Source organism: Nitrospirillum amazonense, from assembly GCF_007828035.1.
GTDB classification, from domain to species: Bacteria; Pseudomonadota; Alphaproteobacteria; order Azospirillales; family Azospirillaceae; genus Nitrospirillum; species Nitrospirillum amazonense.
Map to the genome: position 1 here is coordinate 56,552 of NZ_VITV01000014.1, position 26,824 is coordinate 83,375.

A 26,824-nucleotide genomic window follows, 5' to 3' on the forward strand; every position below is an offset into this window, starting at 1 on the left:
TGTTCACGGTCAGGGTTCCGGCGACGTAGCTGATGTCGTAGTTGGCGCTGGTGAGGCCGCCGGGGGTGAGGGTGTAGCTGCCGGCGTTGGTGCCGGCGCCGCTGACCGTCAGGGTGCCGCCCAGGACCGACGCTGTCTCACCGTTGACGAAGCCGCTGTAGCTGGCGCCCAGGCTGGGTGTCTGGCCGTAGGTGATGGTGGCGTTGTTGGCGGTGACGGTTAGAGCCGCCCTGTTCACGGTCAGGGTTCCGGCGACGTAGCTGATGTCGTAGTTGGCGCTGGTGAGGCCGCCGGGGGTGAGGGTGTAGCTGCCGGCGTTGGTGCCGGCGCCGCTGACCGTCAGGGTGCCGCCCAAGGCCGACGCCGTCTCGCCATTGACGAAGCCGCTGTAGCTGGCGCCCAGGGTGGGCGTCTGGCCATAGGTGACGGTGGTGGTGTTGGCGGTGACGGTCAGGGCCGCCTTGTTCACCGTCAGGGTTCCGGCGACGTAGCTGACGGCCGAGCCGTCCGTCGTGGCGGCCCCGCTGGCCGTGATGGTGTAGCCGCCGACGTTGGCGCCACTGCCGGCCCCGGTGGAGGTGAGCGTGGGCGCGGTGCTGAGGCTGGTGCCGCCCAGATAGGCGTGGGCCACGCCGGTCGCGCCGCCGGACAGCGTGTAGGCCAGCGTGCCGCTGACATCCTGGCCGTAGGTCTTGGTCACGTCGCTGGCCGTGATCACCAAGGTGGGCTGTTCCGCGAAGACATAGCGGTTGCCGCCGACCGCCACCGTGCCGGACGCCAGGGTGCGGTTCCACAGGGCGGTGTTGCCGCTGTCCAGGTTACCGAAGGTGTCGCCGGCGGAGGTGGCGGAATAGACCAGCCAGCGGCCGCTGGCGGCGGTGATGGCGCTGGAGCCGGCGGTGTTGATGAAGGCGCTGGTGGTCGACAGGGTGACGGCATCGCCGGTGGCCTGGCTGGTGACCGCGTTGGCCAAGGTCAGCGTTCCGCTGGTGGTGATGGTGACGCCACCGGTGGCGGTGATGCCGCTGATACCGCCGGCGGTGCCAATGGTCAGCGCGCCGGCGTTGGTGAAGGCCATAGCCCCTCCGGCGGTGGCCGCCAGGGTGCCGACGCTGTTGGCCTGGGTCAGGGTGATGGCGCCGCCGGCGTCCAGGCCCAGGCTGCCCACGGTGATGGTGGCGCCGCTGGCTTGGGTGATGGTGCCGCCGGCCTCCAGCACCAGGGTGCTGGCATGGGCCGGGGCGATGGCGGCGCTGAGGATGATGTCGCCGGACACGGGCGGATCCACCACCAGGGTGCCGGCGGTGATGCGGTCCAGTTCCGCCGCCGACAGTTCCAGCGTGCCGGTGGTGGCATCGCTGGCGCTGCCCAGGTCGACGGTCCAGCCGCTGGTGACCGGGGCGAGGGTGACGGTGCCGCCGCCCGTTGCGGTCACGGCGCTGGCCAGATTCAGACGGTCGGTGGTCAGGGTGACACCGGTACCGGAGATGGCCTGGGACACGGTCAGCAGGCTGTCGGCCCCGGCCGTCAGTTGCACCGTGGTGATGGCGGTGACCCCGCTCAGGCCGTCGACCGTGCTCACGGTCAAGGCGCCTGAGTCCTTGAAGCTGACGCTGCCGGAACTGGTGGTGGCCGCAAGGGTGCCGACGCTGTTGGCGGCGGTGGCCAAGCTGATGTCGCCGGCGGCGCGCACGGCCAGGTTGGTGGCGGTGATGGTGGCGCCGCTCGATTGGGTGATGGTGCCGCCCGTGGCCAGGGACAGGGTGGTGACATGGGTGGGCGCAATGGCGCCCGCGATGGTGTAGCCGGCGGTTTCGCTGATATCCGTGCGGCCGATGACCAGGGTGCCGGCGGTGATGCCGTTGATGCCGGCGGCGCTCAGCACGTCGGCGCCGGTCACGCTGCCGCCCACGGCCAGGGCGCGGTCGGTGGACTGCTGGCGCAGGGTCACCGTGCCCGTGGTGGTGACGGTGGGGGCCGCGCCGCTGGACAGGGCGAAGTCGTCGCTGGTCAGCGTGATGGCGCCGGCCTGCGTGCCGCTGCCGAGGCTGGCGGCTGTGCTGCCGCCGTCGCCCAGCACCAGGCCGGCACCGGTGGTGCCGCTGCCCGTCAGGGTGATGGCGCCGGTGGTGGTGCTGACCGTTTCGCCGTAGAGCCTCAGGCCAGTGCCGCCCGTACCCGTGCCGGTCAGGGTGATGGCGCCCGTGGTGGCGGTCACGCCGCCGCCGTTGATCAGCAGGCCGGTGTTGCCGCTGGGGCCAGCCGCCGCCGTGCCGGTCAGGGTGATGGTGCCGGTCGCCGCCTGCAAGGTGCTGGACACCAGTTGCAGGCCCAGGTGCGCGCCGGCGGCCGTGCTGGTGGTGGCGCTGCCGGTCAGGGTCAGCGTGCCGCCGCCGCTGGTGGTGAGGCTGCTGCTGTTCAGCGCGATGCCGGAGGAGGTGCCGGTGACGCTGGCCTGCCCGTCACCCTTCAGAATGGCGCTGCCCCCCTCCAGGCTGATGGCGCTGTTGGTGATGCTGATGGCGGCGTCGTCGGTGGCGCTGGTCCCCGTGCTGTGGGCGTTGCCGGCCGTCGTGGGGTCGCTGACGACGGTGCCCCCCACCAGGGCCAAGGTGCCGCCCTTGGTCAGGATATTGACGCGGCTGAGGGTGATGCCGCCGGTGCCGCTGCTGTCGCTGTCGGCGTACAGGGACAGGTCCAGCCCGGCGCCGACGATGCCGTTGACGGTAATGGCGCTGGAGGTGCCCTGCACGGTGACATTGTTGCCGGCCACCAGCGTCAGGGTGCTGGTGCCGCTGCCGGTACCGACCGCAAAGCTGGTGTCGGTGACGGTCAGGTCGCCGCCGGCCGTCAGGGTCAGGGTGCCGCCCGCCGCGAGGGTGGCGGTGTTGGTGGGGGTCGCCACCGTCAGGTTGCCGCCGGCGGTCAGGCTGTTGCTGCCCGTGCCGCTCAGCGTCAGGCCGTTGTAGCTGCTGCCGCCCGCGGTCACGCTGTCCACCGTAACCGCGCCGGCGGTGACGACGCTGAACGTGGCGCTGTTGGCGGTGAAATGCGTGACCGCATTGCCCGTGTTGGTCAGGGTGTAGCTGCCGCCCTCCAGCGCCAGGCCGCCGGCGCTGATCGCCTGGGTCTGGGTGACGCTGGTGCTCGCGCCGGTGAAACCCAGGCCGCCGGTCAGGGTGATGCCGTCGGTGGTGCCCACGCTTCCCACCGCCAGGGCGGTGTTGGAGCCGATCAGCACACTGCCGGTGTTGGCGGCCAGCGTGCCGATGCTGTTGATGCTGTTGCCGCCGGACAGGCTGCCCAACTGCCAAGTCCCGCCGCTGCCCAGCAGCAGCAGGCTGGGAGTGGTGATGGCGGCCGACTGGGTGCTGGTTCCGGTGCTGTTCAGCGTCAGGGTGCCGGTGCCGCTGACGGTCAGGGCATCATCGATGGTGATGGCGTGGCTGCCGGCCTCGATGTCCAGGCTGGCGTTGGCGGACAGCGTAACGGTGCTGCCCGACACCGTGTAGAGCAAGGCGGAATCGATGCCCGTGGGCCGGGCGCCGGCCAGGGCGCTGGTGCTGACCGCTGGGCCGTCGCTGGTCATCTGCACCGTGTTGCCCAGCACGGTCAGGCCGGTGGTGGTGCCGCCGCTGGTGGTCAGGTGCACGGCATTGCCCAGCGTGGTGTTGCCCAGCGCCGGGTTCAGGTAGGCCACCAGATTGCCGCCGGTGATGGGGCTGCCGTCTGCCAGGATATAGTAATAGCCGTTGGCCCCGGTGAAGCCGCTGCCCAGGCTGGTGCCGTTGGTCAGCGCGCTCACGCGGTTGGCGACGGCGAAGGTGCTGCCGGCGGCGTCGCTGTAGGCGGTGCCGGTGACGATCTGGACGCCGCCCGAATGCTCCCAGGTGAAGTAGGGCAGGGTCACGCCGTCGACCATGCCCCAGACGGGCGTGGTGTAATCCCATCCGGCACCGGTGAAGGCGCTGCGCGTCTGCATCTGGGCCGTCGTCTTCCCTGTGACGCCGGAGGTGGTGCCGCCGCCAATGCCGACCGACAGGCCGGAGGTTTCGGTGTCATAGAAACTGTTGCTGGTGGTGCCGGCGTTGTTGCCGATCAGGCCGCCCAAGGTGGTGGTGCCGGTCAGGGCCAGGGCGCCGATGCTGTAGGTCCGGGCCACCGTGCCGCTGTTGGTGCCCACCAGGCCGCCGGCGGCGGACCCGCTCTTCACCGCGCCCAGCAGCGCCACCTGCGCATAATCGTCGGTGATGGTGCCGATCAGGCTGTTGACCAGGTCGACGCTGTTGTTGCCCACCAGGCCGCCCACGGACTGGGCGCTGCCGGCGGCGGTCATGCGGATACCCCCCAGGGCGTAGCTGTCCTGGATGGTTCCATTGCTGTTGCCGACCAGCCCGCCGACATCGGTGCCGCTGGCGGTGATCAGGATGTCGGCCTTGGCATCCTGCAGCAGGGCGCCACCGGTGATGCTGCCGATCAGGCCGCCGACGGTGCTGCCGCCCGCGATGCTGCCCGTCACGGTGACATGGCTGATGACACCGCCGCCGGCGTTGCCCACCAGGGCCCCGACGGCGCTGCCGCCGGTGACCGAGACGGTGCTGAGTGACAGGTCGTGAAGGTAGCCGATGCCGCTGGTCGTTGCGAACAGGCCGACGTCGGTGTTGCTGGGCAGATTGACGGTCAGGCCGCTGATGCTATGGCCGCCGCCATCGAATGTGCCGGTAAAGCTGTCGATGGGGGAGAAGCCGCCGCTGCCCCACACCCCGCCGGTCGCCGACAGGGCGCCGCCCAGGTTGATATCGTTGGCCAGGGTGTAGCCGAAGCCGGGATTCAAGTTCATCAGCTGCAGCTGATGGGCCGAGCGCACGGTGGCCGACGCCTCCGCCACCAGCATCGGCCGCGTGCCGCCGTCCACCATGTACCAGGTGCCGGACATGTCCCAGCCGGCGTTGGAGAAGGTGGTGCTGGTGAAGCCCTGGGTGCCGGTCAGGCCGGTGAAGCCGGTCACCGTCAGGCCGCTGCCACCGGAGGCGGCGCCGTAGCTCCGGCCCGTGGTGGTGACGTCCCAGAATGAATTGCTGGCGGTGAATGTCACACTGGACAGGCCCACGAGGCCGCTGGTGTAGATGCTGCCAATGGTGCTGCTGACCCGGCCGCTGGCGTAGCTGTTGTTGATGCTGGCGCCCGCCACCTGGATGATGCCGACCAGCCCGCCCTCTTCCTGAAAGCCGGTGACGTCGCCGGTGGCGTAGGTGTTGGTCAGGCTGGCGCCATACAGGTTTCCCACCAGCCCGCCGACCACGCTGCCCCCGCCGGTGACGTTGCCGCTGGCGCCGGAGGTGGCGATGTTGCCAGAGGCGAGGCCGACCAAGCCGCCGACGTCGGTCCAGCCGCTGACGGCGCCGGATGCCCAGGACCGATTGATGGTGCCGGTGCTTTGTCCCACCAGGCCGCCCACGTACAGACCGTGGCTGCTGGTGCCCGAACTGCTGACGGCGGCGGTGGACCAGCTGTCCGCGATGGTGCCATTGGTGAAACCCACCACGCCGCCGACACTGTCGGCGGTGGCGCTGACCGTGCCCGACATGCCGGCGTAGCTGATGGGGCCGGTGGCGCTGCCCACGACGCCGCCCACCTGGCTGGCACCGCTGACCGTGCCGGAAACGGTGATGTTGCTGATGGTGGTGCCGGTGGCCGAGCCTACCAGCGCGCCCACGTTGTTGCCGCCGGAGACGGAGACGCTGGTCAGCGCCAGGTTGGCCAATTTGGCCGAGGCGGTGGTGGAGGCGAACAGGCCCCTATTGGTGGCGCTGCCGGTAATGGTCAGGCCGCTGATGGTGTGACCCTGACCGGACAATTCGCCGGAGAAGCTGGCGATGGGCATGAACCCGCCGCCCCATATGTCAGCGGTGTTGGCGAGGGGGGTGGCCAGGCTGATGTCATTGGCAATGGTGTAGCGGGCGGTGGGGTTCAGGGCCACCAGTTGCAGTTCATGGGCGTTGCGGATGGTGGTGCTGGCCTCCGCGCGCAGGACTGGGCGGGATAGGCCGGCGGGCAAGTACCAGGTGTTGCTGAAATCCCAGCCGCTGAAGTTGGATTGAACCGCCATCTCGGCGGTGGTGCGGCCAGTGATGCCTGTGGCGCTGCCGCTTCCGACGCCGCTGGACAGGCCGGTGGTCTGCTGATCCCAATAGGAATTGTTGACGGTGGCGCTGACGTTGAAGCCGATCAGGCCGCCGATCTTCGTGCCTGGCGCGTTGATGGCGCCGCTGGCGTAGCTGTTGCTGATGGTGCCGGTGGCGCTCTGGCCCACCAGGCCGCCTATTTCATCCACGCTTCTGCCAGAGGTTTCCGTGACGGTGGCGGTGGAATAGCTGTTGGAGATGTTGGTGGATATCCCCGCCAGGCCACCCGCCAGGGCTTGGCCACCGACCCCGCTGCCACCGGTGACGGTGATGGTGCCGCCGGCGTAGGATGTGTTGATGGCCGTGGCGCTCAGGTCGGCGGTAACGCCCAGAACGCCGCCGGCATAACCCTGCCCGCCATTGACGAAGCTGAGATTGACGTCAGCCATCGAGGTGGAACCGGTAATGGTTCCGCCGTTGTACTGTATCCCCACGATACCGCCGACGCCGTAGCCGCCACCGCCCTGGAAATTCAACGTGCCGGTGACATAGGCGTTCACGATATGACCGCCGCCGTTGGCGCCGACCAGGGCGCCAACATGGCTGTCGGCGTTGGTGACGGTGATGGCGACGTTGGTCAGGCTGATGTTGTTGAGGGTGCCGGTGTTGCCGCCAAACAAGCCGATGTAGGTGTTGCTGCCGCCACCGTAGTTGATGGTCAACCCATCGATGGCGTGCCCCTGCCCGTCATAGGTGCCGCTGAAGGGTGTCGAAGGGGTGCCCAGGGGGATGAAGCCGGCGGGGACGCTGCCGGCGGTGGACTTCCAGATGCCGCCGGCGGTCGGCGCCGGCATGCGGATGTCGTTGCTCTGGGTGTAGCTGGCCGTCAGGTCGTGGGCGACCAGCTGCAACTGGTGGGCATTGCTGATGGTCAGTGAATATTCCCAGAGGCCCAGGGGCCGGGTGCCGCCGTCGCTCAACCACCAATCGGTGGTGAAGTTGAAAGCGCCGTAGGCGCTGGCCTTGTAGGCGTAGGTGCTGGCCGCCGACTGCGCCGGGTCGCTGGTCACGGCCGCGGCGCTGCTCGTGCTGCCTCCCACGACGGCGCCCACCGCCGCCGCGCGGCCGGTGCTGTAGGTGTCCCAATAGCTGCTGGTGATGCTGCCCGAGCTGACGCTGTCGCCGTTGGTGCCCACCAGGCCGCCGACGCTGCCGGCGCTGCCGCTGCTGAGCGTGACGCTGCCGCTGGCCCAACTGGTGGTGATCGGGTTGGCGTTGATGCCGACCAGGCCGCCCACGCTGGTCACGCCGACGACGGTGCCGGTCGCGTAGCTGGTGGTGATGCTGCCACCTTCTGAAATGCCGACCAGGCCGCCGACGGCGTCGTTGCCTGTGACATTGCCGGTGGCGTAGGCGTTGGTGATGGCGGCCCCCTGGCCGGAACCGATGAAGCCGTTCGTTCCCACCAGGCCACCGACCCGGCTCGCGCTGGGTGCGTAGACGGTGCCCAGAGCATAGACGTTGGTCAGCGCGCCGGCGCGCTGCCAACCGACCAGGCCGCCGATGCCGGTGCCGCTATAGCCTTTTGGGACGGTGATGGTGACGTCGGTCCAGCTGTTGCTGATCGACTGCTGGTCGTCCTGGCCGACCAGGCCACCGATGAAGTCGCCATAGCCGGTGATGGAACCGGTGACGTGGACGTTGGTGACGGAGCCGCCGTTGTTGGCGCGCCCAACCACACCGCCCACACGGTTGGAGCCGGTGATGTTCACATCCTCCAGGCCCAAGTTGCTGACTTTGGGACCGTTGCCTGTGGGCGTGTCGCCGAACAGGCCCACTGCGACGGTGGTGGGGCGGTTGATGGTCAGGCCGGTGACGGTGTGGCCCTGGCCGTCCAGGGTGCCGGAGAAGCTGTTGATGGGGGCGAAGCCAGCGCCGCCGTTCCAGGCGGCGGTACCGCTGGCGTCGATGTCCCGGCCCAGGGCATAGGTGCCAGACAGGTTGGTGGACAAATCCTGCAGATTCTGGGCGGTATTCACCAGCATGTAGGTCGTGAGGGCGCCGGACCCCAGGGTGACGTTGCCGGCGTAGCTGGTGGGTGAGGCGTAGCTGGTGGGGTTGTAATAAAGATTCACCGACCCGCTGCTGCCGGTCATGGCCACGCCGCCGCTGGTGAAGGTGACGGTGCCGCTGCCCGTGCCGGTGTTGTCTGCGTGCAGGGTGACGTCGCCGGACCCCGCCGTGTGACTCAGCGTGCCGCCGTTGAAGATGATGCTGTGATAGGCGGACAGCGTCAGGCTGTGGCTGGCGGACCAGGTGACGTTGTTGGCGACGGTGATGTCGCCCGTCTGGCTGCCCGTATTGCCGGTGGTGATGGTGACGTCGGCCGTGGCCAGGGTGTTCTGCAGCGTGGTCGTGTTGATGACGGAGCTGTTGCCTGTCGGGGTGAACGTGCCGCCGGACAGGCTGCTGTTGGAATTGCTGCCGGTGGAGATGGTGACGTTTTCCGGGTCCAGCAGCAGCTGGCCGACGGCGCCCAGCGGGGCGGTCAGGTCCACCGCGCCGGTGAAGTCCAGCAGCTTGTGGCTGGACACTTCGGCAAAGCCGCCGTTGCCGCTACGGGGACCGCCCTTGGCACTGAGCGCGCCGGCGAATCCGGTGTACTGGTCCGACCAGACGATGACGTTGCCACCGTTGCCCTTGGCGCCCGCGTCGGCCTTCAGGGTGGCACCGGCCGCGACGGTGGTTTGGGCGGCGGTGGCCACGGCTTGCTTCACCAGCTTGCTGGCCGCATCGCTGCCGCCCTGGCGGTCGCCGCCCAGCAGGATGGTACCGCCGGCCCCGGTGGTGCCGCTGGCGTCGATCACCGCGCCCGCCGTCATCGCGACCGACTTGCCCGTCGCGATGACGGTACCGCCGCTGCCATCGGCGTTGGTCGCCGCCAAAGCGCCGGCGACGGTGACGGCGCCGCCCTGGTCCGTGGCCGTTTCCGTCGATCCGCTGGCCGATAGCCAGATGTGCCCATCCTTGACCGTGGTACCGGTGGCGCGGATGACGCCGCCGCCGTTGCCGGCCAGGGCATAGATGTTGCCGCCGGCGGCCTTCAGCTCCGCCTGGGCCGCCGCGATGGCGCCCGTGTTGGTGACGTCGCCGCCTCCGACCTGGACATAGACGCGCTCACCCGCGTCACCGTCCTTCAGCAGCACCTTCTGGCCGGCGGCCAGGCCCACGGTGCCGTTGGGCGCGGTGATGGTGCCGTCGTTGGTCACGCTGCGCGCGATCAGCAGGACGTCGCCGCCGGTGGAGGAGATTTTGCCCAGGTTCCTGACCTCGGCATCCGTGTCGCCCTTGAACAGCAAGGTGCCGCCGGCCATGAAAGCGTCGTTGGCGATGTCCAGCGTGCTGGCGGTGAAGCTGCCGCCCGTGACCACCACGCCGCTGGACCCCACGACCACGCCCGCCGGGTTGATGACGTACAGCGTGCCCGTGGCCTTCAGCGTGCCCAGGATGGTGGACAGGTTGCCGCCCGTGACACGGTTCAGCGTGGCCCCGTTGCCGTTGTTGAAGCTGACGGTGCCGCCCTGGCCGATGGAAAAGCTTTTCCAGTCGATGATGGCGCGCTGGCTGCCTTGATTGACGGTTAGGCTGCCGGGGCCGCCGCTGATGCTGCCCGATCCGGCCTGGAAGGCGCCGCCGGTGGGCAGGGTGGGGCCGCTGCCGGCGCGGGCCGGTCCGGCGGTGACGGCCAGGAGGGCCATGGCCGTGCCGGCCAGCAAGGCCGCCCGGCGGCCGCGCCGCTGAGGCTCTGGTGAGAAGATCATATGGCCTTCAGCGCGCGCCGCACCGCCTTGCGGGGCATTCCCTCGCATCCCCATCCCAACCCGAGAACCCATGCTGTCCGCCCCTGGAACCTGTGGCCCGAAACCTGTGGCGTATCAGGCTCACGGGGGGGCGCCATGCGGGCGACGGTCCTGCCCCGGCCGTCGACACCGCGTCACGGGTCCCGCCCCGGTTCGCGAATACGCCGCCAGTCACGCAACCGTTCGGCTGACGACTAGCACCGGGACCATAACGCAACCGATGCGCGCAATTTATAGAAATTGTCGAAAGTGTACGGCAGTTATGCTGCCAATTATCCTCAAGTCATTGACGCGATTAGTAGCATACACCCGTAAGGCATACGTGGTTAACGCAGCCACGCCACTACCGGCCATCAGGCGGCGGCTTCCGGTTCAGGAATCCCATGTGGGCACCCGGGTGGGGGGCGCTCTCGCCCCCCACCCGCTGGCCGGCGAAGAGCCGTCGCGCTATTCCAGGCGCAGTTTGGCGACATCGCCGGGCGTGATCTTCGACGCGGCCGCACCGAAGCGTGCGGTCACATAGTTGGCCACCGCCGCGATCTCTTCATCTGAATAGGCGCCGGAGAAGCCTGGCATATAGGGCCGGCCTGCGACCTGGGGGCCGGAGCCCTTCAGAATCATCAGGGCCACATTGGCGGCGCTTGGGTCGTTCACCGCCCGCTTCGCTGTCAGCTGGGCCTCTGCCGAATTGACGCCGGCGCCGCTCCAGGCGTGGCAGCTGGCGCAGGCGCCTTCGAACATGCGCTTGCCGTCCAGGTTGTCGGCCACGGTGGCGCCATGCTCCCGCGGGGCGGGGCCGGCCGCGGCGGGAAGGCTGGTGTGCACCGCCGGCACGGTTTGCAGATAGCTGCGCATCGCCGCGATGTCCGACGGGCTGAGCTTCGAGAAGCTCAACTCCACCGCCTCGCGCATCGGGCCGGAGGCGACGCTCTTGCCCTTGGCGTGGCCATGCGCGAGATAGGCCTCGATCTGCTCCGGCGACCAGCCGCCGATGCCCGACGTCGTGTCTGGGGTGATGTTGTAGGCGTTCCAGCCCTCCGCCTGGCCGCCGGCGAACTTGCGCCGGGTGTCCATGGCCTGGAACGGGGTGCGCGGCGTATGGCATTCACCGCAGTGCGCCGCCCCTTCCACCAGATAGGCGCCGCGGTTCCATTCTGGACCGCGCTCAGCCACCGGCTGGAAGCGATGGTCAGGGTTGAACAGCATGCCCCAGAAGATCATCAGCCAGCGCTGGTTATAGGGAAAGGCGAAGGTGTCGGGCAGGTTCTGCCGCCGCACCGGCGCCAGCGAGAACAGATAAGCCTTGATGGCCAGCACGTCCTCGTCCGTCATCAATGTGTACGACGCGTAGGGGAAGGCGGGGTAGAGATGCCGCCCCCCTGGCGCCACGCCCTTGTGTACCGCCTTCAGGAAGTCCGCATCGCTCCAGCGGCCGATGCCCGTTTCCGCGTCGGGGGTGATGTTGGGGGTATAGAGGGTGCCGAAGGGCAGCTTGAACGGCCGGCCGCCGGCGTAGGGCGTGCCGCCCTCGGCGGTATGGCAGGCCTGGCAGTCGGCCGCCGCGGTCAGGTAGGCGCCCCGTTCCAGCAGGGCGGCGTTGGCCAGTTCCTTGGGCACGCCGGTGGGCGAGGGGCCCTTGAAATCCGCCAGGCTGACCTGGTGGCCGCCGGCGAAATCCAGTGGGCCGGGCAGGAACATCATTCGGCCAAGCACGGCGGCGCCCGCCACGACGATGATCCCGGCAGCCAGCAGGGCCGCCCTTTTTGTGCTTCCGCGCATCAGGTCCGCCCCCCCTTGGCCAGCAGTGTCCGGTCTATGGGCATGCGTGTCAGTTGCACGCCCGTGGCGGCATAGATGGCGTTGGCCACGGCGGGCTGCACCGTGGTGGTGCCGGGCTCGCCAATGCCGCCGGGCGCCTCGGTGGACGGCACCAGGTGCACCTCCACCGCCGGCATCTCATCGATGCGGACGACGCGGTAATCATGGAAATTGCTCTGCTGCACGCGCCCCTTCTCAAAGGTGATCTGGCCATGCAGGGCGGCGGACAGGCCGAAGACCAGCCCGCCCTGGATTTGCGAGACCACGCCGTCCGGGTTCACCACCATGCCGCAATCGACGGCGGTGACCAGGCGGCGCACCTGCACCTCGCCGTCATCCCGCACGGCCACCTCAGCGATGGTGGCGAGATAGCTGCCGAAGACCGTCTGCAGGCATATGCCCCGGCCTACGCGCCCGCCCGCCGCGGGCGGCAGGGGCGTGGCCCAGCCGGCACGCTCCGCCGCCGTGTTCAGCACCTGCAGCGCCCGGGGGTTGGCGCCCAGCAGGGCGCGGCGGTATTCCAGCGGATCGCTTTTGGTTTCCCGCGCCAGCCGGTCGATGAAACTTTCGACGGAGAAGACGGTGTTGTTGGGGCCCACCCCACGCCAGAAGCAGGTGGGCACGCCCTGTGGCTCATGACGGACGTACTCGACGTGGAAGCCGCCGACGGCATAGGGCTGGTCGCTGGCGCCATCGATGGCGTCGATGTCGATGCCACCGGTGAAGGCCGGCGGCAGCCATCGGGCGATGACCGAGGGACCCACCACCGTGTGGCGCCAGGCCACCGGCTTGCCGTTCTCCAGCTTGGCGGACAGCCAGCTGCCATAGGTGGAACGGTACATCGCCTTCTGGATGTCCTCCTCCCGCGTCCAGACCACCTTCACCGGACCATCGACGTGGGCGGCGACGCGCACCGCCTTGTCGATCATGTCCACCTCCAGCCGGCGGCCGAAGCCGCCGCCCAGCAAATGGTTGTGGACGGTCACCTGCTCGGGCTTCAGGCCGGCGGCCTGCGCCGCCATGGCCTGGGCCTTGGTCATCACCTGGGTGCCGGTCCAGACATCGCAGGCGCCCGGCCGCAGGTGGACCGTGCAGTTCATGGGCTCCATGGGCGCGTGTGCCAGGAAGGGCAGCTCATAGCTGGCGCTGATCACGCCGGGTGCACCCGGCTGCGCGTCGGCCCCTTCGCTCTTCACCACCACGCCCGGTTGCTTCGCGGCCTCATGCATGGCCGCGCGCAGGCTGTCGGTGGACAGCGTGGCGTTGGGCCCCTCGTCCCAGACGATGGCCAGCTTGTCCAACCCCTTCTTGGCCGCCCACATGTGATCGCCGACCACGGCCACCAAATCGTCCAGCACCACCACCTGCCGCACTCCCGGCACGGCGCGGGCCTGGGCGTCGTCCACGCTCTTGACCTTGCCGCCGGGTACAGGGCAGCTGGCCAGGGTGGCGAACTTCACGCCGGGCGGCATGGCGTCGATGCCGTATTTGGCGGAACCGTTGCCCTTGGCCTCGATGTCCAGCCGGGTCTGGGTCTTGCCCAGCAGACGGAAGGTCTTCGGATCCTTCAGCGGCGGGTCGGCGGGCGGGGTCAGGCGCGCGGCGGCGGCGGCCAGATCACCATAGGGTAGGGAACGGCCGCTGGCGGTATGGAGAACGGTGCCGTCCCGGGTCTCGCAGCTGGCCGGCGCCACCTGCCAGCGCTTGGCCGCGGCCTCCACCAGCATGGCGCGCGCGGCGGCGCCAGCCTTGCGCATGGGCGTCCAGTAGGCGCGGACGGAGGTGGAGCCGCCGGTCGCCTGGATCTTGAAGATGGGGTTGCCATAAAGCGCGTCGCTGGCGGGTGCCGCCTCCAGCCGGACGGCGCCCAATGGCAAATCCAGCTCCTCCGCGATGAGCATGGTCATGGCCGTGTAGATGCCCTGGCCCATTTCCACCTGCGGCATGATCAGGGTCGCGGTGCCATCACCGGCGATGCGGATGAAGGCGTCGGGCGCGAACACGGCGGGGGCGTTCTCGCCCGCCACCGCCAGGCGGCCCAGCGGCAGGTCGACGGCCAGCAGCAGGCCGCCGCAGGCCAGGCCGCGCAGCACGTCACGGCGGGAGGTGCCGGGCGTGGAAAGATGCTTGTCCATCGTGCACCTCACGTCAGAGAGGCGGCGTGCTTGACGCCCTCGCGGATGCGGACATAGGTGCCGCAGCGGCAGATGTTGCCCGCCATGGCGGCGTCGATGTCGGCGTCATTGGGCGCCGGCGTCTGCGCCAGCAGCGCCGCGGCCGACATGATCTGGCCCGACTGGCAGTAGCCGCACTGCGCCACCTGCAGGTCCATCCAGGCCTTCTGCACCTTGGCGCCGGCCGGGGTGGCGCCGATGCCTTCGATGGTGACGATGGCCATATCGCCCACGTCCCCGACGGCCGTCTGGCAGGAGCGAACGGGGGTTCCATCCAGATGGACGGTGCAAGCGCCGCATTGGGCGACGCCGCATCCGAACTTGGTGCCCGTCATTCCCAGGACATCACGCAACACCCAGAGCAGCGGCGTGTCCTGCTCCACATCCACATCGTGGACGGTGCCGTTGATCGAAAGCTTGACCATGGATTTTTTCCCGTGCTGGCGGCCCTTGCCCATCCGTTGCCGGCACCGTCTGCGGAGCGGCGCCGGCAACGAAGGCGCGTGTCACAGAGCTTCGCGCAGAACGGTGCGGTTCCGGAATCATACCGCGGGCGGGGGTGGGACCATCGACGGGACGTAGCAATGGCGGCGGGCTCTCATATGCTATTGTATTATAAGATAAATTTTCATTTCCCCACCATTTTTGCCTGCGAAGTGTTGCCCGCTGTGCAACGATGTTTATGGTTAGTCGCGGACCATCAGGGACTTCGCCGCCATCCTGACCACCTCTTGCCCCAGGCGGTGTCTTGCTGATTTGGCGCGGCGTCAGAGGGTGTGATCGTCATCCTTGCCGACAGGTGACGGTGGATGGACTGTCCGTCACCAACGGGAGGGAAACGGACCATGACACGCACCATCACGGAAAAGCGCGCGGCCTTCCGCGCCCTGCATCAGGACGGTTGTTTCATGCTGCCCAACCCCTGGGACGTGGGCAGCGCCCGGATGCTCCAGCACATGGATTTCAAGGCCCTGGCGACGACCAGTTCAGGCTATGCCTGGACGCAAGGCCGGCCGGATTATGGCGTGACGCGGGACGAGGTGCTGGAGCACCTGCGCGCCTTGGTGCCGGCGACCGACCTGCCGGTCAACGCGGATTATGAGTCTGGCTTTGCTCATGAAATCAGTGATCTGGCGGCCAATATTCGCATGGCGGTTGAGGCTGGTGTCGCGGGCTTGTCGATCGAGGACATCCGCGCCGACGGCCAGCCCGGCCATTACGACACCGCCACGGCGGTGGAGCGCATTCGCGCGGCGCGGGCCGCCATAGACCAGGTCGATGCACACGCCCTGCTGGTCGCCCGCACCGAGATCCTGTTGAGCGACCCGTCCCGCGTGACCGAGGCCATCGACAAGATGGTGGCCTTGGCCGAGGCGGGCGCCGATTGCCTCTACGCCCCCGGCCTGGTCGACAAGGCCGACGTCGTGGCCCTGGTCCGCGCGGTGGCGCCCAAGCCGGTGAACCTGCTGGTCATGCGCCCGGGCCCCAGCCTGGCGGAAATCGCCGACTGGGGCGTGCGCCGGGTCAGCGTTGGCGGTGGACTGGCGCGCGCCGCCTGGGGCGGTTTCCTGCGCGCGGCGGAGACGCTGCGGGGCGGATCGTTCGACGGGCTGGCCGCCGGCGCCTCCGGCAAGCAACTCAACGAGATCTTTGGCGCCTTCAGCCCAGTTTGATCGACAGTTCCACATCCTCGCCGAAGGGCAGGGAAAGATAGCCGTTGGCGGGATCGCGCACCCGGGTCAGATAGTCCGGGCTGTGATCGGCGTTGTCGGCGAGGATAAAGGCGCCCGGCCGCAGGCGGCTCTCCACCAGGTCCAGGATCTCAGGATAGAGGGCCTTGGCGCCGTCCAGCAGCAGCAGGTCTATGGTCTGCGGCAGGTCGGCGGCCAAGGTATGCAGGGCGTCGCCCTCGCGGATTTCCACAAGGTCGATCAGGCCGCCTTCCGTCAGGTTAGCCCGGGCGCGGGCAACCTTGGACGGCTCGAACTCCGTGGTGATCAGCCGGCCGCCGCCATTGTCGCGCAGGGCCGCCGCCAGATGCAGGGTGGACAGGCCGAAGGAGGTGCCGAACTCCACGACCGTGCGTGCGTTCGAGCCGCGCGCCAGCATGTACAGCAGCGTTCCCGCCTCACGCGACACCGCCAGGGGCATGTCCTTCAGGGCGCTGTAGAACCTGCGGTACTCGGTCTTGCTGCGCATCAGGTGGGTATGGTCGCCGCGCGCCATCATGTCGGCCACGCCGGGAATGGAGGAGGGCGTGATCCGGGCGGCCTCCGCGAACAGGCGGTCCAGCAAGGGTGCCACGGGGGCGGTGGTCAGGGTGCTCATGGGGATAAATCCGGGTTGACGCGGCGCGGTCTTGCGCCGCCCTCAAAATACGACTAATTCGTCATGTTCCCTATTCGCATTGCCCCGGCCCGCCATGCCCGACCGCGCCAGCCCCCGCATTTCCTCACGAAAGCAGCCGCAGCAGGCCCGTTCCGCCGGGCTGGTCGCCACCATCCTGGAGGCGGCTGTTCAGGTTTTGGCGAAGGAGGGGGCGGCCCGCTTCACCACCGCCCGTGTGGCGGAAAAGGCGGGTGTCAGCGTCGGGTCGCTGTACCAGTATTTTCCCAACAAGGCCGCCATCCTGTTCCGGCTGCAAAGCGATGAATGGCGGCAGACGGCCGATATGCTGCGCGCCATCCTGGAGGATCGCACCCGGCCGCCGCTGGATCGGCTGCGCACCCTGGTCCACGCTTTCCTGAAGTCGGAGTGTGAGGAGGCGGAGATGCGGGGGGCCCTGGCTGATGCGGCACCCCTCTACCGCGACGCGCCGGAGGCCAAGGAGGCGCGGGGATCGGCCGACGACGTCGTCGCGACCTTTATGCGCGAGGCCTTGCCCCACGCCACCGACGCCGTGCGCGCCATGGCGGGCGACCTGATCAAGACGACCGTGAGCCAAGTGGGCAAGGATTATTCCGAAACCCCGCGCACGGATGCGGAGATATCGACCTATGCCGACGCCATGGCCGACATGTTCTGCGCCTATCTCCGCAGCTTGGACCAGGGCTGAGCCTGTATACGAAGTTACGTCCTATCCCGCCGTTTTCCCTTGGTTTTAAGGTGGCGCGCGGCCCCGATGGCGGGGCCGGGTTCGGCCATGTGGGACCCTGAGGATGCGGACCGGGGCGATGGGCCGGCGGCTGGCCGGCGCGCTGTTTCTTTTGCTGGGCACGACGGGTTTGGCCAGCGCCTCGCCTTGGGGCGAGGTGGGCGACAACCAATTGCGCGGTGATATCGAAATGCTGGCGGCGGCCGGCCTGATCGATGGGGTCACCACGCAATGGCCCTTGCCCTGGACGGCCATCGTGCCCGCGCTGAAGGCGGCCGACCTGGACGCCCAGCCGGATGCGGTGCAGGTGGCGGCCCTGCGCGTGCTGGGCCGCGCGATGCGCGAGAACCGGCCGGGCTTCAGCACCAGCGCCAGCCTGGACCTGACCAACGCGCCGGCCTTGGTGCACGGCTTCGACAGTCTGGGCCGGGGGGAGGGGCAGACCCAGGTGGCGCTGTCCTACAGCTCCAACACCGTGGCCGCCCGGCTGGCCGTGGGCAGCTACACCCAGGACTTCAAGACGGGCGCCACCAAGCTGGCGCTGGATGACAGCTATCTGGCGGTGAAGGCGGGCGACGCCCTGGTCTACGGCGGCTGGCTGACCCACTGGTGGGGACCGGGCTGGATCTCGGCCCTGACCCTGTCCAACAACGCCCGGCCCATGCCCCAGGTGGGTATCCAGCGCCTGGACACCTCCCCCTCGACCTGGCCGGTGCTGGAGTGGCTGGGGCCATGGCAGGCGGAATTCTTCCTGGGCCTTCTCGACGGCCCGCGCCTGCAGAAGAACACGGTGTTCGACGCCCTGCGCGTCACCGTCAACCCGGCCCCGGGTTTGGAGATCGGCCTGGCGCGCACGGGTGAGATCTGCGGCCAGGGGCACCCATGTGATCCGGCGGAGTATTTCCAGCTGAACAACTCCCCCACCGACGTCAACAGGACCAATGACGAGGGCGTGGTGGACATCAAGTATAGCCACGACCTGTGGGGCGTGCCGGTCCAGGCCTATATGCAGCTGATGAACGAGGACAGCTCCCCCATCACCCATTCCGGCACCAGCCATTTGTTCGGCGCCACCGCCTTCGTACCCCTGGCGGGCCGCCCCCTGCGGCTGACGGCGGAGTATGCCGACAGCATCTCCACCACCGACATCTTCAGCTTCGCCAGCCGTATCTACGGCTTCTCCTACACCAACGGCGGCTACCCCGATGGCATGCGCTATCGCGGCCGCACCATCGGCTTCAGCCTGGACGATGATTCCCGCCTCTTGTCCCTGCAGGGCAGTTGGAGCGATGCCGACGGCTGGACTTATGAGATGACCCTGCATCACGCCGTCATCGGCACGGCGCAGTCGGCCGGGGCCAACATCGTCAGCCCCGTCCCCATCAAGGTGAACATCCTGGAAGGGCGCCTCAGCCTGCCGTTCCGCCACTTCACCCTGGATCTGCGCGGCAGCGTCCAGGACGACCAGGCGCGGCCGGACCATGGCTTCCTGCCGGCGGTGGAGGCGGCGCTGCGCATCGCGTTATAGGGGGAGGCGCATCGCGTTGTGAAAATAGCGCGGGCTCATGGGAATAAACCCGCGGTCCGTATCCGTCATGGGAATGAGGGGAGCCATCCCCACGTTGCCTGCCGGAGGATCCATGCCGTCCATCGTCGCCTGCGCCAAGACCACCACCCCGCGCGATCGTGTCCGCGATGTCGCCGCCGGCCTGTTCGCCGACCGGGGGCTGGATGGGTTCAAGATGCGGGACCTGGCGCAGCGCCTGGGCGTCAGCGTCATGACGCCCTACCGCTATTTCGAGAATAAGGAGGCCATCTTGGCCTGCGTCCGCGCCCACGGCTTCGCCTGCCTGGCCGACGCGCTGGACCAGGCGCGGGACGGCGGCACGCTGGAGGAGCGGGTGGCCCGCCTGGTCACGGCCTACGGCGCCTTCGCGACCGCCGAGCCCGCGCGCTATCGCCTAATGTTCACCCTGGCGCCGGCCCGGGTGCCCGGGGTGGCGGAAGTGCGGCGCCAGGAACGCCGGGTGGAGGATGCCTTCGCCGCCCACGTTGCCGGCTTCGCGGCGGTGGGGCCGACGTGCGCCGATCCGGTCATCCTGGGCCGCCTGCTGTGGTCCACCCTGCATGGCGTTGCCGTCCTGCACCTGGGCGGCCAGCTGCCGCAGGCGGACCTGACCGGCGCCCTGTACCAGGCCGCCTGGGCGCTGGTTACCGCCTGGGCCGGCCCTGCCGTTATCGAACCTGCCGGAGCCACACCTGCCGGGACCGCCGCGTGACCATGACGGCGCCCCAGCCGTTGCGGATGCCGGAGCCGGCGCCGCGGGCCGACGCGGTCGAGGTGCTGCCGCCCCGCGCCCGGCGGCACCTGACGCCCAAGCGCGTGCTGGACATGACGCTCAGCCTGGCGCTGTTGCTGGCCTGCCTGCCGCTGCTGGGTCTGATCGCCCTGCTGATCCGCCTGGATAGCCGGGGGCCCATCCTGTTCCGCCAGCAGCGCATCGGCCTGGCGGGCCAGCCCTTCCACATCGTGAAGTTCCGCACCATGCACGTGCTGGAGGATGGCGCCGACGTGGTGCAGGCCATCGAGGGCGACCCCCGCGTCACCCGGGTGGGCGGCGTCCTGCGGGTGACCAGCCTGGATGAGCTGCCGCAACTGCTGAACGTGCTGTCGGGGGACATGTCCCTGGTGGGGCCACGGCCCCATGCCGCCGCCCACGACGACTATTACCGCGCCTGTATCCCCAATTATCTCTACCGCCAGAACGTGCGGCCCGGCATCACCGGCTGGGCCCAGGTAAACGGCGCGCGCGGGGCGACGCCCCAGGTGGCGGACATGCAGGCGCGGGTGGACCTGGACGCCTGGTACGTGGATAACGCGAGCCTGGCCCTGGACCTCAAGATCCTGGCCCGCACGCCCCTGGTGGTGCTGAGCCGGCGCAAGGCGTGCTGACGACGCCCGGCACTATTTCGCCGGCACTATTTCGAACGCATAGCGGTTGCCCCGGGGAATAAACGCGGAAGGCCATCCGTCTTAGGGATGAGAGGACCGTGATCCACCGGGGAATTGGCCCCTGGGATGCCGGTGAAGATGGACGTAAGCTGATGCGGCTTAGGCACGGGCGCGAGGTGTTCCATTGGTTCGACATGTCCCGTGTCGGAGAGCCCTAAGCCGTGTCCCAACAATTCGCGAACGCCCTGGTCATGCAGCTGCCGGCGCTGAGGCGATACGCCTTGGCGCTGGTGGGCAATGCCGCGCTGGCGGATGATCTGGTCCAGGATTGTGTGGAACGCGCGCTGCGCCAATCAGCGCAATTGCGGGAGTTGCCCCGCATCTCCGGCTGGCTGCGGCGTATCTTGCGGAACCTGTACACCGACGAGATCCGCCGCGGCAACAGCCGGGGGGAGGAGCAGGACATCACCGAGTTGGCCGACCATGTGGAACTGAGCGCGCCGCCGACCGACGTCGGGGCCGCGCGGGACTTCGTGAAGGCGGTCAGCCGGCTGACGCCGGAGCATCGGGAAATCCTGCTGCTGTCCAGTGTCGAGGAACTGAACTATCGCGAGATCGCGGAGGAGTTGGACATTCCGGTGGGTACCGTGATGTCGCGCTTGGCGCGGGCCCGTGAGCGGTTGCGTAGCGTGATGCAAGGCGAGGGCGCGGAGATCATCCCGCTGCCCCTGGGCCAACAGCACCCAGTATCGAAAGACCGAAAGTGAGCGACCAGACCCCCAACCATCCCTCCATCGCGGAGGTCGACCTGCATGCCTTCCTGGATGGCGAGCTGCCGGAAGACCGCGCCCGCGTTGTCGAGGCCGCCCTGCTGGCGGACCCCGCCCTGGCGGAGCGTCTGGCCGGGTACGAGGCCGACAAGGCCATGATGAAGCGGCTATACAGCCCGCTGATCGACCGGCCGGTGCCGCAGCACCTGATCGACCTGGCGCAATCTGCCGCCAATGGGCACGCCGCCCGGCCCTGGGCCGACTGGCGCCGCCTGGGCGCCGTGGCCGCCGTCGTGCTGCTGCTGGTGGGCGGTGGCGCCTACCTGGCGGGCCGCCCGGCGGGCGGGCCGGCCGGCGATGTCGTGCAGATGGCGCTGGCGGCGCGCGATGTGCCGGCGGCTGTACCCAGCGATTTGGCCCCCTACAACGCGGCGCTCAGCCGCGTCGTGGCCCTGAACATCAAGGTGCCGGACCTGACCCGCGCCGGCTATCGCCTGGCCGGCGTGAAGGTGGAGGGGCAGGCGGCCACGGTGGCCTACCGCGACGCCGACGACCGGCTGTTCACCATCTACCTGCGCCATTCCGACGGCTCGGTGCGTTTCGACCAGTTCAAGCGCGACAACCTGCGCGTCTGCATCTGGCAGGACGACCAACTGAGCATGGTCATGGCCGGGGAGATGTCGGCCGCCGTGATGCAGAAGCTGGCCAGCATGGCCTATGTCGGCCTGACGGCGTGAGGTGCACCAGCGGCATGGTCCGCATGCCGCTGCAGGAGGCGACAGCATCCGCCGCCCAGCGTCTGAAGGGCCGCTGATCAGTGACGGTCAATGGCCATCAGCGAACCGATCTTGCCGACAGGCTGTCGGGGCTGAACAAGGTGGCGGGGTGCGGGGCGGTGACGGTGTAGGGTGTCGCCTCGCCATTGAAGGCGAAGGTGTAGGCGTAGCCGCCCAGTTCGAAGTCGTGGATGAACTGGCTGCCGATCACCACCGCCGGCACGTCCGGCATGAGGTACATGGTGGCCTGTCCGAACTTCCACAGCTTGCCTTGCTCGTCCCAGGAATCCCCGTAAACCGCCATCCAGGTATCTTCGTCGAGGTAGAGCCGCCGATGCGGGACAACGTCATGCGCGCCGGCGGCCAGGGTGCCGTCCACCACCCAGACGCGGTGCAGCTCATAGCGCAGCGTGTCGGGATTGGGATGGGTGCGACCCAGCACCTCGCTCACCGGCTTGGCGTACAGGCGGTTGTTGTTGTAGGGCACGAACATCTCGGCCTTGCCCATCAGCTTGAAGTCATAGTGGTCCAGGCCGCCGAAGAAGATGTAGTACTCATCCTCGCTCATATAGCCGGCGGCGTCGGTGTCCGGCACGTCGTAGGAGATGGCCGGCGCCTTGCGCACGCGGTGTTCCCCCGGCAACAGGCGCCAGGCGGCGAAGTCGTGGCGCTTGATGTTGATGGGCTGCCAGTTGAGGTAGCCTTCGCCCACGCGGGAGGCCGGGGCCACGGCCAGGTGCAGCGTCTTGAAGTAATAGCCGCCGTAGCTGTCGGGCGTGGCGTCGCGGTAGTAATAGGGGAAGTCAGCGATCTCCTTATAGCCGCTGGCCTTTTCCACCACCCCGTCCGCCGGCACGACATAGGTGCTGACCGTCACCTCGCGCGCGGGGCCCCAGTAGGCCAGCAGGTGGTTCCACATGGCTTGGAACCCGTCCTTCGGGATGGGGAAGGGGATGCCGCCCACGGCCCCCTCCACCCCATAGGCGATGCCTTCCGGCGCCGGCCGGGCGCGCGTGGCGTTCAGGCGGATGTTCTCATAGACCCAGTCGGGTGCCGCGGCCGTGCGGTGGCTGGGATAGATGTCCATGCGATAGTCGGCGTCGCGCTCGAACAGGCGCTTGGCCCCCTCCGGCAGCCGGTCGGCATAATCGCGGAAGTTCTTGGCGGTGATGGAGAACAGCGGTTTTTCCGCCGCGAACGGGTCCGGGCGCGGGCCGGCGGGCGCAGGGCCCGGCGCGCTCAACCCGCCCGTCCAGGCCGGAATGCTGCCGTCCGCGTTGCCCGTCCGCTCCGCGCCCACCGGGGTCAGTCGGGACTTCAGCTGCGCTGCCTCCTGCTCCGTCACCTGGGCGCGGGTGCTGGTGGGCTGGCAGGCCAGCGCCAGCGTGGCCAGCAAGACGGCGGCCAGCGATATGGGGGACGGGACGGCAGTGGATCGCATGGGCTCGCGTACGGCGCCTGGTGGTGTGAGGGGCTGCGCGCCGGCGTGCCGGGATTTCCCGTGTTTCGGCCGGCGCCGGCGATGGGTGCCGGGGATCATGGCGTGCGGCCCTTGGCGATACAAGCGGGATGTGGCGCTGGCGCATCCTGTCGCGGGGTATGGTAGTGTCGATGCGGCAAGCCTTTGATGGATTGAGCCAAAGCGCAATGGCGTCCCGCGTTCTCGGCCTATTGGTCTTCCCCGTCCTGTGCCTGGCCGCTCCTGTCCGCGCGGCGGATCTCTATTCCGGCGACGGACTGGATCTGCGCTGGGACAACACGGTGCGCTACACGATGGCGGATCGCATCGGCCCTCGTAAGGGGGCTTTGCTGACCAACACCAACTGGGATGACGGCGACCGCAATTTCGGCCCCGGCCTGGTCTCCAACCGGCTGGATCTGCTGTCGGCCCTGGACCTGGGCTGGGGCGACTGGGGCGTGCACGCCAGTGCCGCCGCCTGGTACGACACCGCCTATCAGGGCCGGACGGATGACGCGGACCCGCAGGCCATCAACGCCTCCACCGCCACGCCCGGCCACTTCGCCGCGGCGGTGCGCGACCTGCAGGGCCAGCACGCCGAAATGCGGGAGGCCTTCGCCCATGGCGCCTTCACCCTGGCCGGCATGCCGGTGTCGGTGCGCGTGGGCCGGCAGGCCCTGGTGTGGGGTGAAAGCCTGTTCTACGACACCAATTCCATCGCCGCCGCCATGGCGCCGGCGGACTATAGCCGCGCCGTTGGGGGGCCCAGCGCCTATACCAGCGACATCTACCGGCCGGTGGGCCAGGCGGCGGTGACGGTCCAGCCCTGGCCCGAGGTCGCCCTGTCCTTCTATGACCAGTTCGAGTGGCGGCCCACGCGCCAGGCCGGCAGCGGCAGTTATTTCAGTTACCTGGACTATCTGGGCGCCGGCGCCGACCGCCTCTATGTCGGGCCCGGGCGCTACCTCGCCCGCCAAGCCGACCGCACGCCCGATGCCGATGGCCAATTCGGCGTGTCGCTGCACGCTACCGTGGACGGGGTGGACTACGGTCTTTACGCCCTGCGCTACAATTCAATGGACCCGCAGTATGTCGTCGGCCCCGACGGCGACGCCTCGGCCCCTGGCGCGGCCGGCTACTATCGCTTGGTTTATCCCGGCGGCGTCCGCCTCTATGGCGCCAGTTTCAGCGCGTCCGTGGGCGACAACACCGTGACGGGCGAGGTCTCCGCCCGCCATAACATGCCGCTGGTCCTGCCGCCGCCCTTCGTGAACGGGCCGGTGACGGACCGCTATGCCGCGTACGTCCGGGGTGACATGGTGCACGGCCAGCTGTCGCTGACCACGGCCCTGGGCCGGTCCAGCCTGTGGGACAGCGCCGACGTGAATGCCGAGGCGGCGGTGGACGACGTGGTGGGCGTCGTGCGCGACGATGACGGCAACCAGTGGCACCAGGTCGCCACCAAGGCCCGCGTGCTGTTCGAGCCGCACTACTTCCAGGTCCTGCCCAACCTGGACCTGACGGTACCGTTGGGCCTGGGCTACAACATCACCGGCCACAGCCTCAGCTACTACGCCCAGAACGCCGGTGCCGGCGACCTGACGGTGGGGGTGACGGCGACCTACCGCAGCGTGTGGAAGGCCAACCTGACCCTGACCCATTACATCGGCGCGCCCAGTCAGCAGCTGCTGGCGGATCGCGACTTCGTGGCCCTGGGTCTGGAGCGGACATTCTAGGTCATGGAACGCAGGCGCGCGGGCGTCAGGGTGTCGGCCGCGTCACCGGCCAGCAGGCGCGCCACCTTGGCCACCACCTCATCCGCCGCCTGGGCCTGCATGTCGGCGCTGCCGCCGGCGATGTGTGGCGTCAGGAAGACATTGGGCAGCCGCCGCAAGGGGTGGCGGGGCGGCAGCGGCTCTTCCTCAAAGGTGTCCAGGCAGGCGAAGACGTCGCCGCGGCGCAGGCGGTCCAGCAGGGCCGTGGGCTCGATCAGCCCCCCCCGCGCCACGTTGATCAAGATGGCACCGGGGCGCAGGCGGTTCAGTTCGGCCGCCCCCAGGGTATGCCGGGTGGCGGGCGTCAGGCCCCGGTGCAGGCTGACGATGTCGGCAGCCAGTACTTGATCCAGGGCGGCTGGGCTGGCACCTGCCTGGCGGATGTCCGCTTCGGCGGCGTTCTCGGACCACACCAGCATTCGGGCGCCGCAGGCGGTTAGGCGCCGAGCGAAAGCGTAAGCGTTGGAGCCCCAGCCGACCAGGCCCACCGTGGCGCCGATCAGGTCGCGGGCTTGCGGCGGCCGGCCGCGCCCGTCGCCGCCCAGGCGTGTCTTCACCCGCTGCGCCAGGGGCAATAGGCCCAGGCGCGTTAGCGTGGGCTTCAGCCGCCGGGCTAGGCCGCGCAGACCTCGGAGCGGTGGCACCACCCCCCAGCCGCCGGCACGCATGACCGCATCACCCTGGAAGGCGCGGCGGCGGCCCAGGATGGCCAGGCCCAGGGCGAATTCCGCCACGCTATCGGCGTGGGCGTCGCTGGCGTTGACCAAGGCGACGCCCCGGGCCAGCAGGTCGTCGGCGCTGAAACGCGCCACCGACAGGCCGGCGACGCCCACCACGGCCAGATTGGGCAGGCGGTCCAGCAGATCCGGCGCCAGTGGCGGGGCGCCCCGGCCCAGCAAGGCGGCCACCACGTCCGGCCGCGTTTCGGTCACGTCGTCCGGGGTGGCCAGGCGATAGCCGGCCAGCAGGGGCGACAGCGCCGCGCCCCAGTGGCCCGCGACCAGAATGGTGCGCTCGGGTCGCGCTGGCGCGGCGGAGGCCGCCGCCAGGATCGGGGAGACAGGGCCGACATGGCCGTGCTCGATCAGTTCACAGAGGTGGAGGGACGGGACCAGGGCGGACAGGCTGTGTGGTGGCTCCTGCCCGGTGCGGATGGCGTCCAGGAAAGCGTCGTGCTCCAGGGCGAAGCTGGTCATGCCGCCGGGGAAGGCGGTGGTGAGGCACCGGCCATCCCTCTGCACGGTTAACGTCGTCTCGGTGACAGCACAGCTTTCGCCGGCGGCATGGAAGGCGTAGTCCTCGCGCCGGCACCCGGCGGCGTTGTCGCACAGGAAGGCGGCCTGGGCACCGCCCGGCCAGCGCATCAGGGCGCTGAAGGTCTCCCCCGAGGTGTGGGCTGCCAAGTGGTCCGGCGGGCCCCCCATCATCCACAGCAGGGCGTCCAGGGCATGAATGCCGTTGGCGCCCAGCCAACTGGCGGCACCGAAGCCCGGCGGCTGGCCCGCCAGGGGCTTGTGGAATACCGCCTCCGCCTGGCGCCACCCGGCCAGGCCGGCGCGAGCCCGGGCCGCGCGCAGCGAGGGGTAGAAGCGGCGGTTGTGCCCACCCACCGCCACCAGTCCCCGGCTGCGGGCCATGTCGGCCATGGCCTGGGCCTGGGCGGCGCCGGGTGCCACCGGCTTTTCCACGAACAGATGTTTGCCCTGGCTCAAGGCCCTCATTCCGTATTCGTAATGAAGCTGGGCGCTGGCGTAGATGTGGACGGCGTCGATGTCGTCGCGGGCCAGGGCCGCACCGGCATCCCCCGTGCTGGCGCCGAAGCCGAAGGTGGCCGCCGCCGTGTCCGCCCGCGCTCTGTCCAGGTCGCAGACCAGGGCGAGGTCCACCAGCCCCCGGTCGCGCAGGGCGGCCAGCACGGGCAGGTGCACCTGGGTCGCCATCGGACCGGCGCCGATGACCAGGACCCTCAGGAGCGGGATGGGGATCGCGGAAGGCATCACCCCTTAAGACGGATGGCGGG

At 69.1% G+C, this 26,824-nt stretch carries 15 protein-coding genes; 8 read left to right on the forward strand and 7 right to left on the reverse strand.

The window, feature by feature from the left end; translation table 11 throughout:
* The 4 genes from FBZ87_RS26060 to FBZ87_RS26075 form a co-directional block, all read right to left on the reverse strand.
* The coding region (locus tag FBZ87_RS26060; RefSeq protein ID WP_186454988.1) for an MBG domain-containing protein at positions 1-9,946 on the reverse strand (9,946 nt) is incomplete at its 3' end.
* 486 nt (positions 9,947-10,432) lie between these two features.
* Positions 10,433-11,764: a cytochrome c gene (locus FBZ87_RS26065; protein ID WP_145613496.1), complete on the reverse strand. Its 1,332-nt coding sequence runs from the start codon at positions 11,762-11,764 to the stop codon at positions 10,433-10,435.
* Positions 11,764-13,938, reverse strand: a complete 2,175-nt coding sequence (locus tag FBZ87_RS26070) for a xanthine dehydrogenase family protein molybdopterin-binding subunit (RefSeq protein WP_145613497.1) — start codon at positions 13,936-13,938, stop codon at positions 11,764-11,766. The genes FBZ87_RS26065 and FBZ87_RS26070 overlap by 1 nt, the downstream gene beginning before the upstream one ends.
* An 8-nt stretch (positions 13,939-13,946) precedes the next feature.
* On the reverse strand, positions 13,947-14,402 hold the full coding sequence (locus tag FBZ87_RS26075; RefSeq protein WP_145613498.1) for a (2Fe-2S)-binding protein: 456 nt from the start codon (positions 14,400-14,402) through the stop codon (positions 13,947-13,949).
* Between the two features lie 420 nt (positions 14,403-14,822).
* Here FBZ87_RS26075 and FBZ87_RS26080 point away from each other — a divergent pair, with 420 nt between their 5' ends.
* The gene (locus FBZ87_RS26080; RefSeq protein ID WP_145613499.1) at positions 14,823-15,650 is read left to right on the forward strand and encodes an isocitrate lyase/PEP mutase family protein; all 828 of its coding nucleotides are present in this window, start codon (positions 14,823-14,825) and stop codon (positions 15,648-15,650) included.
* Here FBZ87_RS26080 and FBZ87_RS26085 read toward each other — a convergent pair.
* Complete coding sequence (locus FBZ87_RS26085) at positions 15,637-16,305, reverse strand: O-methyltransferase (protein WP_145613500.1); 669 nt, start codon at positions 16,303-16,305, stop codon at positions 15,637-15,639. The genes FBZ87_RS26080 and FBZ87_RS26085 overlap by 14 nt on opposite strands.
* A 94-nt stretch (positions 16,306-16,399) precedes the next feature.
* Here FBZ87_RS26085 and FBZ87_RS26090 point away from each other — a divergent pair, with 94 nt between their 5' ends.
* The 6 genes from FBZ87_RS26090 to FBZ87_RS26115 all read left to right on the forward strand — a co-directional run bounded on the left by FBZ87_RS26090 (position 16,400) and on the right by FBZ87_RS26115 (position 21,531).
* Entirely contained in the window at positions 16,400-17,032 is a 633-nt protein-coding gene (locus tag FBZ87_RS26090; RefSeq protein ID WP_145613501.1) for a TetR/AcrR family transcriptional regulator, read from the forward strand.
* 103 nt (positions 17,033-17,135) lie between these two features.
* Entirely contained in the window at positions 17,136-18,599 is a 1,464-nt protein-coding gene (locus FBZ87_RS26095; protein WP_145613502.1) for a capsule assembly Wzi family protein, read from the forward strand.
* A gap of 112 nt (positions 18,600-18,711) precedes the next feature.
* Entirely contained in the window at positions 18,712-19,350 is a 639-nt protein-coding gene (locus FBZ87_RS26100; RefSeq protein WP_186454989.1) for a TetR/AcrR family transcriptional regulator, read from the forward strand.
* A 2-nt stretch (positions 19,351-19,352) separates the two neighbouring features.
* Positions 19,353-20,024: an exopolysaccharide biosynthesis polyprenyl glycosylphosphotransferase gene (locus FBZ87_RS26105; protein ID WP_145613541.1), complete on the forward strand. Its 672-nt coding sequence runs from the start codon at positions 19,353-19,355 to the stop codon at positions 20,022-20,024.
* Positions 20,025-20,245: 221 nt separating this feature from the next.
* Positions 20,246-20,791, forward strand: a complete 546-nt coding sequence (locus tag FBZ87_RS26110) for an RNA polymerase sigma factor (protein WP_246134613.1) — start codon at positions 20,246-20,248, stop codon at positions 20,789-20,791.
* Positions 20,788-21,531 (forward strand): anti-sigma factor family protein, encoded by a 744-nt coding sequence (locus FBZ87_RS26115; RefSeq protein ID WP_145613504.1) that lies wholly within the window; start codon positions 20,788-20,790, stop codon positions 21,529-21,531. The genes FBZ87_RS26110 and FBZ87_RS26115 overlap by 4 nt, the downstream gene beginning before the upstream one ends.
* Positions 21,532-21,628: 97 nt before the next feature.
* On the opposite strand, the gene FBZ87_RS26120 is transcribed toward FBZ87_RS26115, so the two are convergent.
* On the reverse strand, positions 21,629-23,011 hold the full coding sequence (locus FBZ87_RS26120; protein ID WP_186454990.1) for a DUF1329 domain-containing protein: 1,383 nt from the start codon (positions 23,009-23,011) through the stop codon (positions 21,629-21,631).
* Positions 23,012-23,217: 206 nt separating this feature from the next.
* On the opposite strand from FBZ87_RS26120, the gene FBZ87_RS26125 reads away from it, so the two are divergent.
* Positions 23,218-24,765: a DUF1302 domain-containing protein gene (locus tag FBZ87_RS26125; protein WP_186454991.1), complete on the forward strand. Its 1,548-nt coding sequence runs from the start codon at positions 23,218-23,220 to the stop codon at positions 24,763-24,765.
* Here the strand turns inward: FBZ87_RS26125 and FBZ87_RS26130 are convergent.
* Positions 24,762-26,801, reverse strand: a complete 2,040-nt coding sequence (locus tag FBZ87_RS26130; RefSeq protein WP_145613507.1) for an NAD(P)-dependent oxidoreductase — start codon at positions 26,799-26,801, stop codon at positions 24,762-24,764. The genes FBZ87_RS26125 and FBZ87_RS26130 overlap by 4 nt on opposite strands.
* Between the last annotated feature and the right edge of the window lie 23 nt (positions 26,802-26,824).

Excerpts from the sequence above, each read along its gene's own strand:
- FBZ87_RS26065 (WP_145613496.1), bottom strand. The coding sequence starts at position 11,764 with ATGCGCGGAAGCACAAAAAGGGCGGCCCTGCTGGCTGCCGGGATCATC.
- FBZ87_RS26070 (WP_145613497.1), bottom strand. The coding sequence starts at position 13,938 with ATGGACAAGCATCTTTCCACGCCCGGCACCTCCCGCCGTGACGTGCTG.
- FBZ87_RS26075 (WP_145613498.1), bottom strand. The coding sequence starts at position 14,402 with ATGGTCAAGCTTTCGATCAACGGCACCGTCCACGATGTGGATGTGGAG.
- FBZ87_RS26080 (WP_145613499.1), top strand. The coding sequence starts at position 14,823 with ATGACACGCACCATCACGGAAAAGCGCGCGGCCTTCCGCGCCCTGCAT.
- FBZ87_RS26085 (WP_145613500.1), bottom strand. The coding sequence starts at position 16,305 with ATGAGCACCCTGACCACCGCCCCCGTGGCACCCTTGCTGGACCGCCTG.
- FBZ87_RS26090 (WP_145613501.1), top strand. The coding sequence starts at position 16,400 with ATGCCCGACCGCGCCAGCCCCCGCATTTCCTCACGAAAGCAGCCGCAG.
- FBZ87_RS26095 (WP_145613502.1), top strand. The coding sequence starts at position 17,136 with ATGCGGACCGGGGCGATGGGCCGGCGGCTGGCCGGCGCGCTGTTTCTT.
- FBZ87_RS26100 (WP_186454989.1), top strand. The coding sequence starts at position 18,712 with ATGCCGTCCATCGTCGCCTGCGCCAAGACCACCACCCCGCGCGATCGT.
- FBZ87_RS26105 (WP_145613541.1), top strand. The coding sequence starts at position 19,353 with ATGACGGCGCCCCAGCCGTTGCGGATGCCGGAGCCGGCGCCGCGGGCC.
- FBZ87_RS26120 (WP_186454990.1), bottom strand. The coding sequence starts at position 23,011 with ATGCGATCCACTGCCGTCCCGTCCCCCATATCGCTGGCCGCCGTCTTG.
- FBZ87_RS26125 (WP_186454991.1), top strand. The coding sequence starts at position 23,218 with ATGGCGTCCCGCGTTCTCGGCCTATTGGTCTTCCCCGTCCTGTGCCTG.
- FBZ87_RS26130 (WP_145613507.1), bottom strand. The coding sequence starts at position 26,801 with ATGCCTTCCGCGATCCCCATCCCGCTCCTGAGGGTCCTGGTCATCGGC.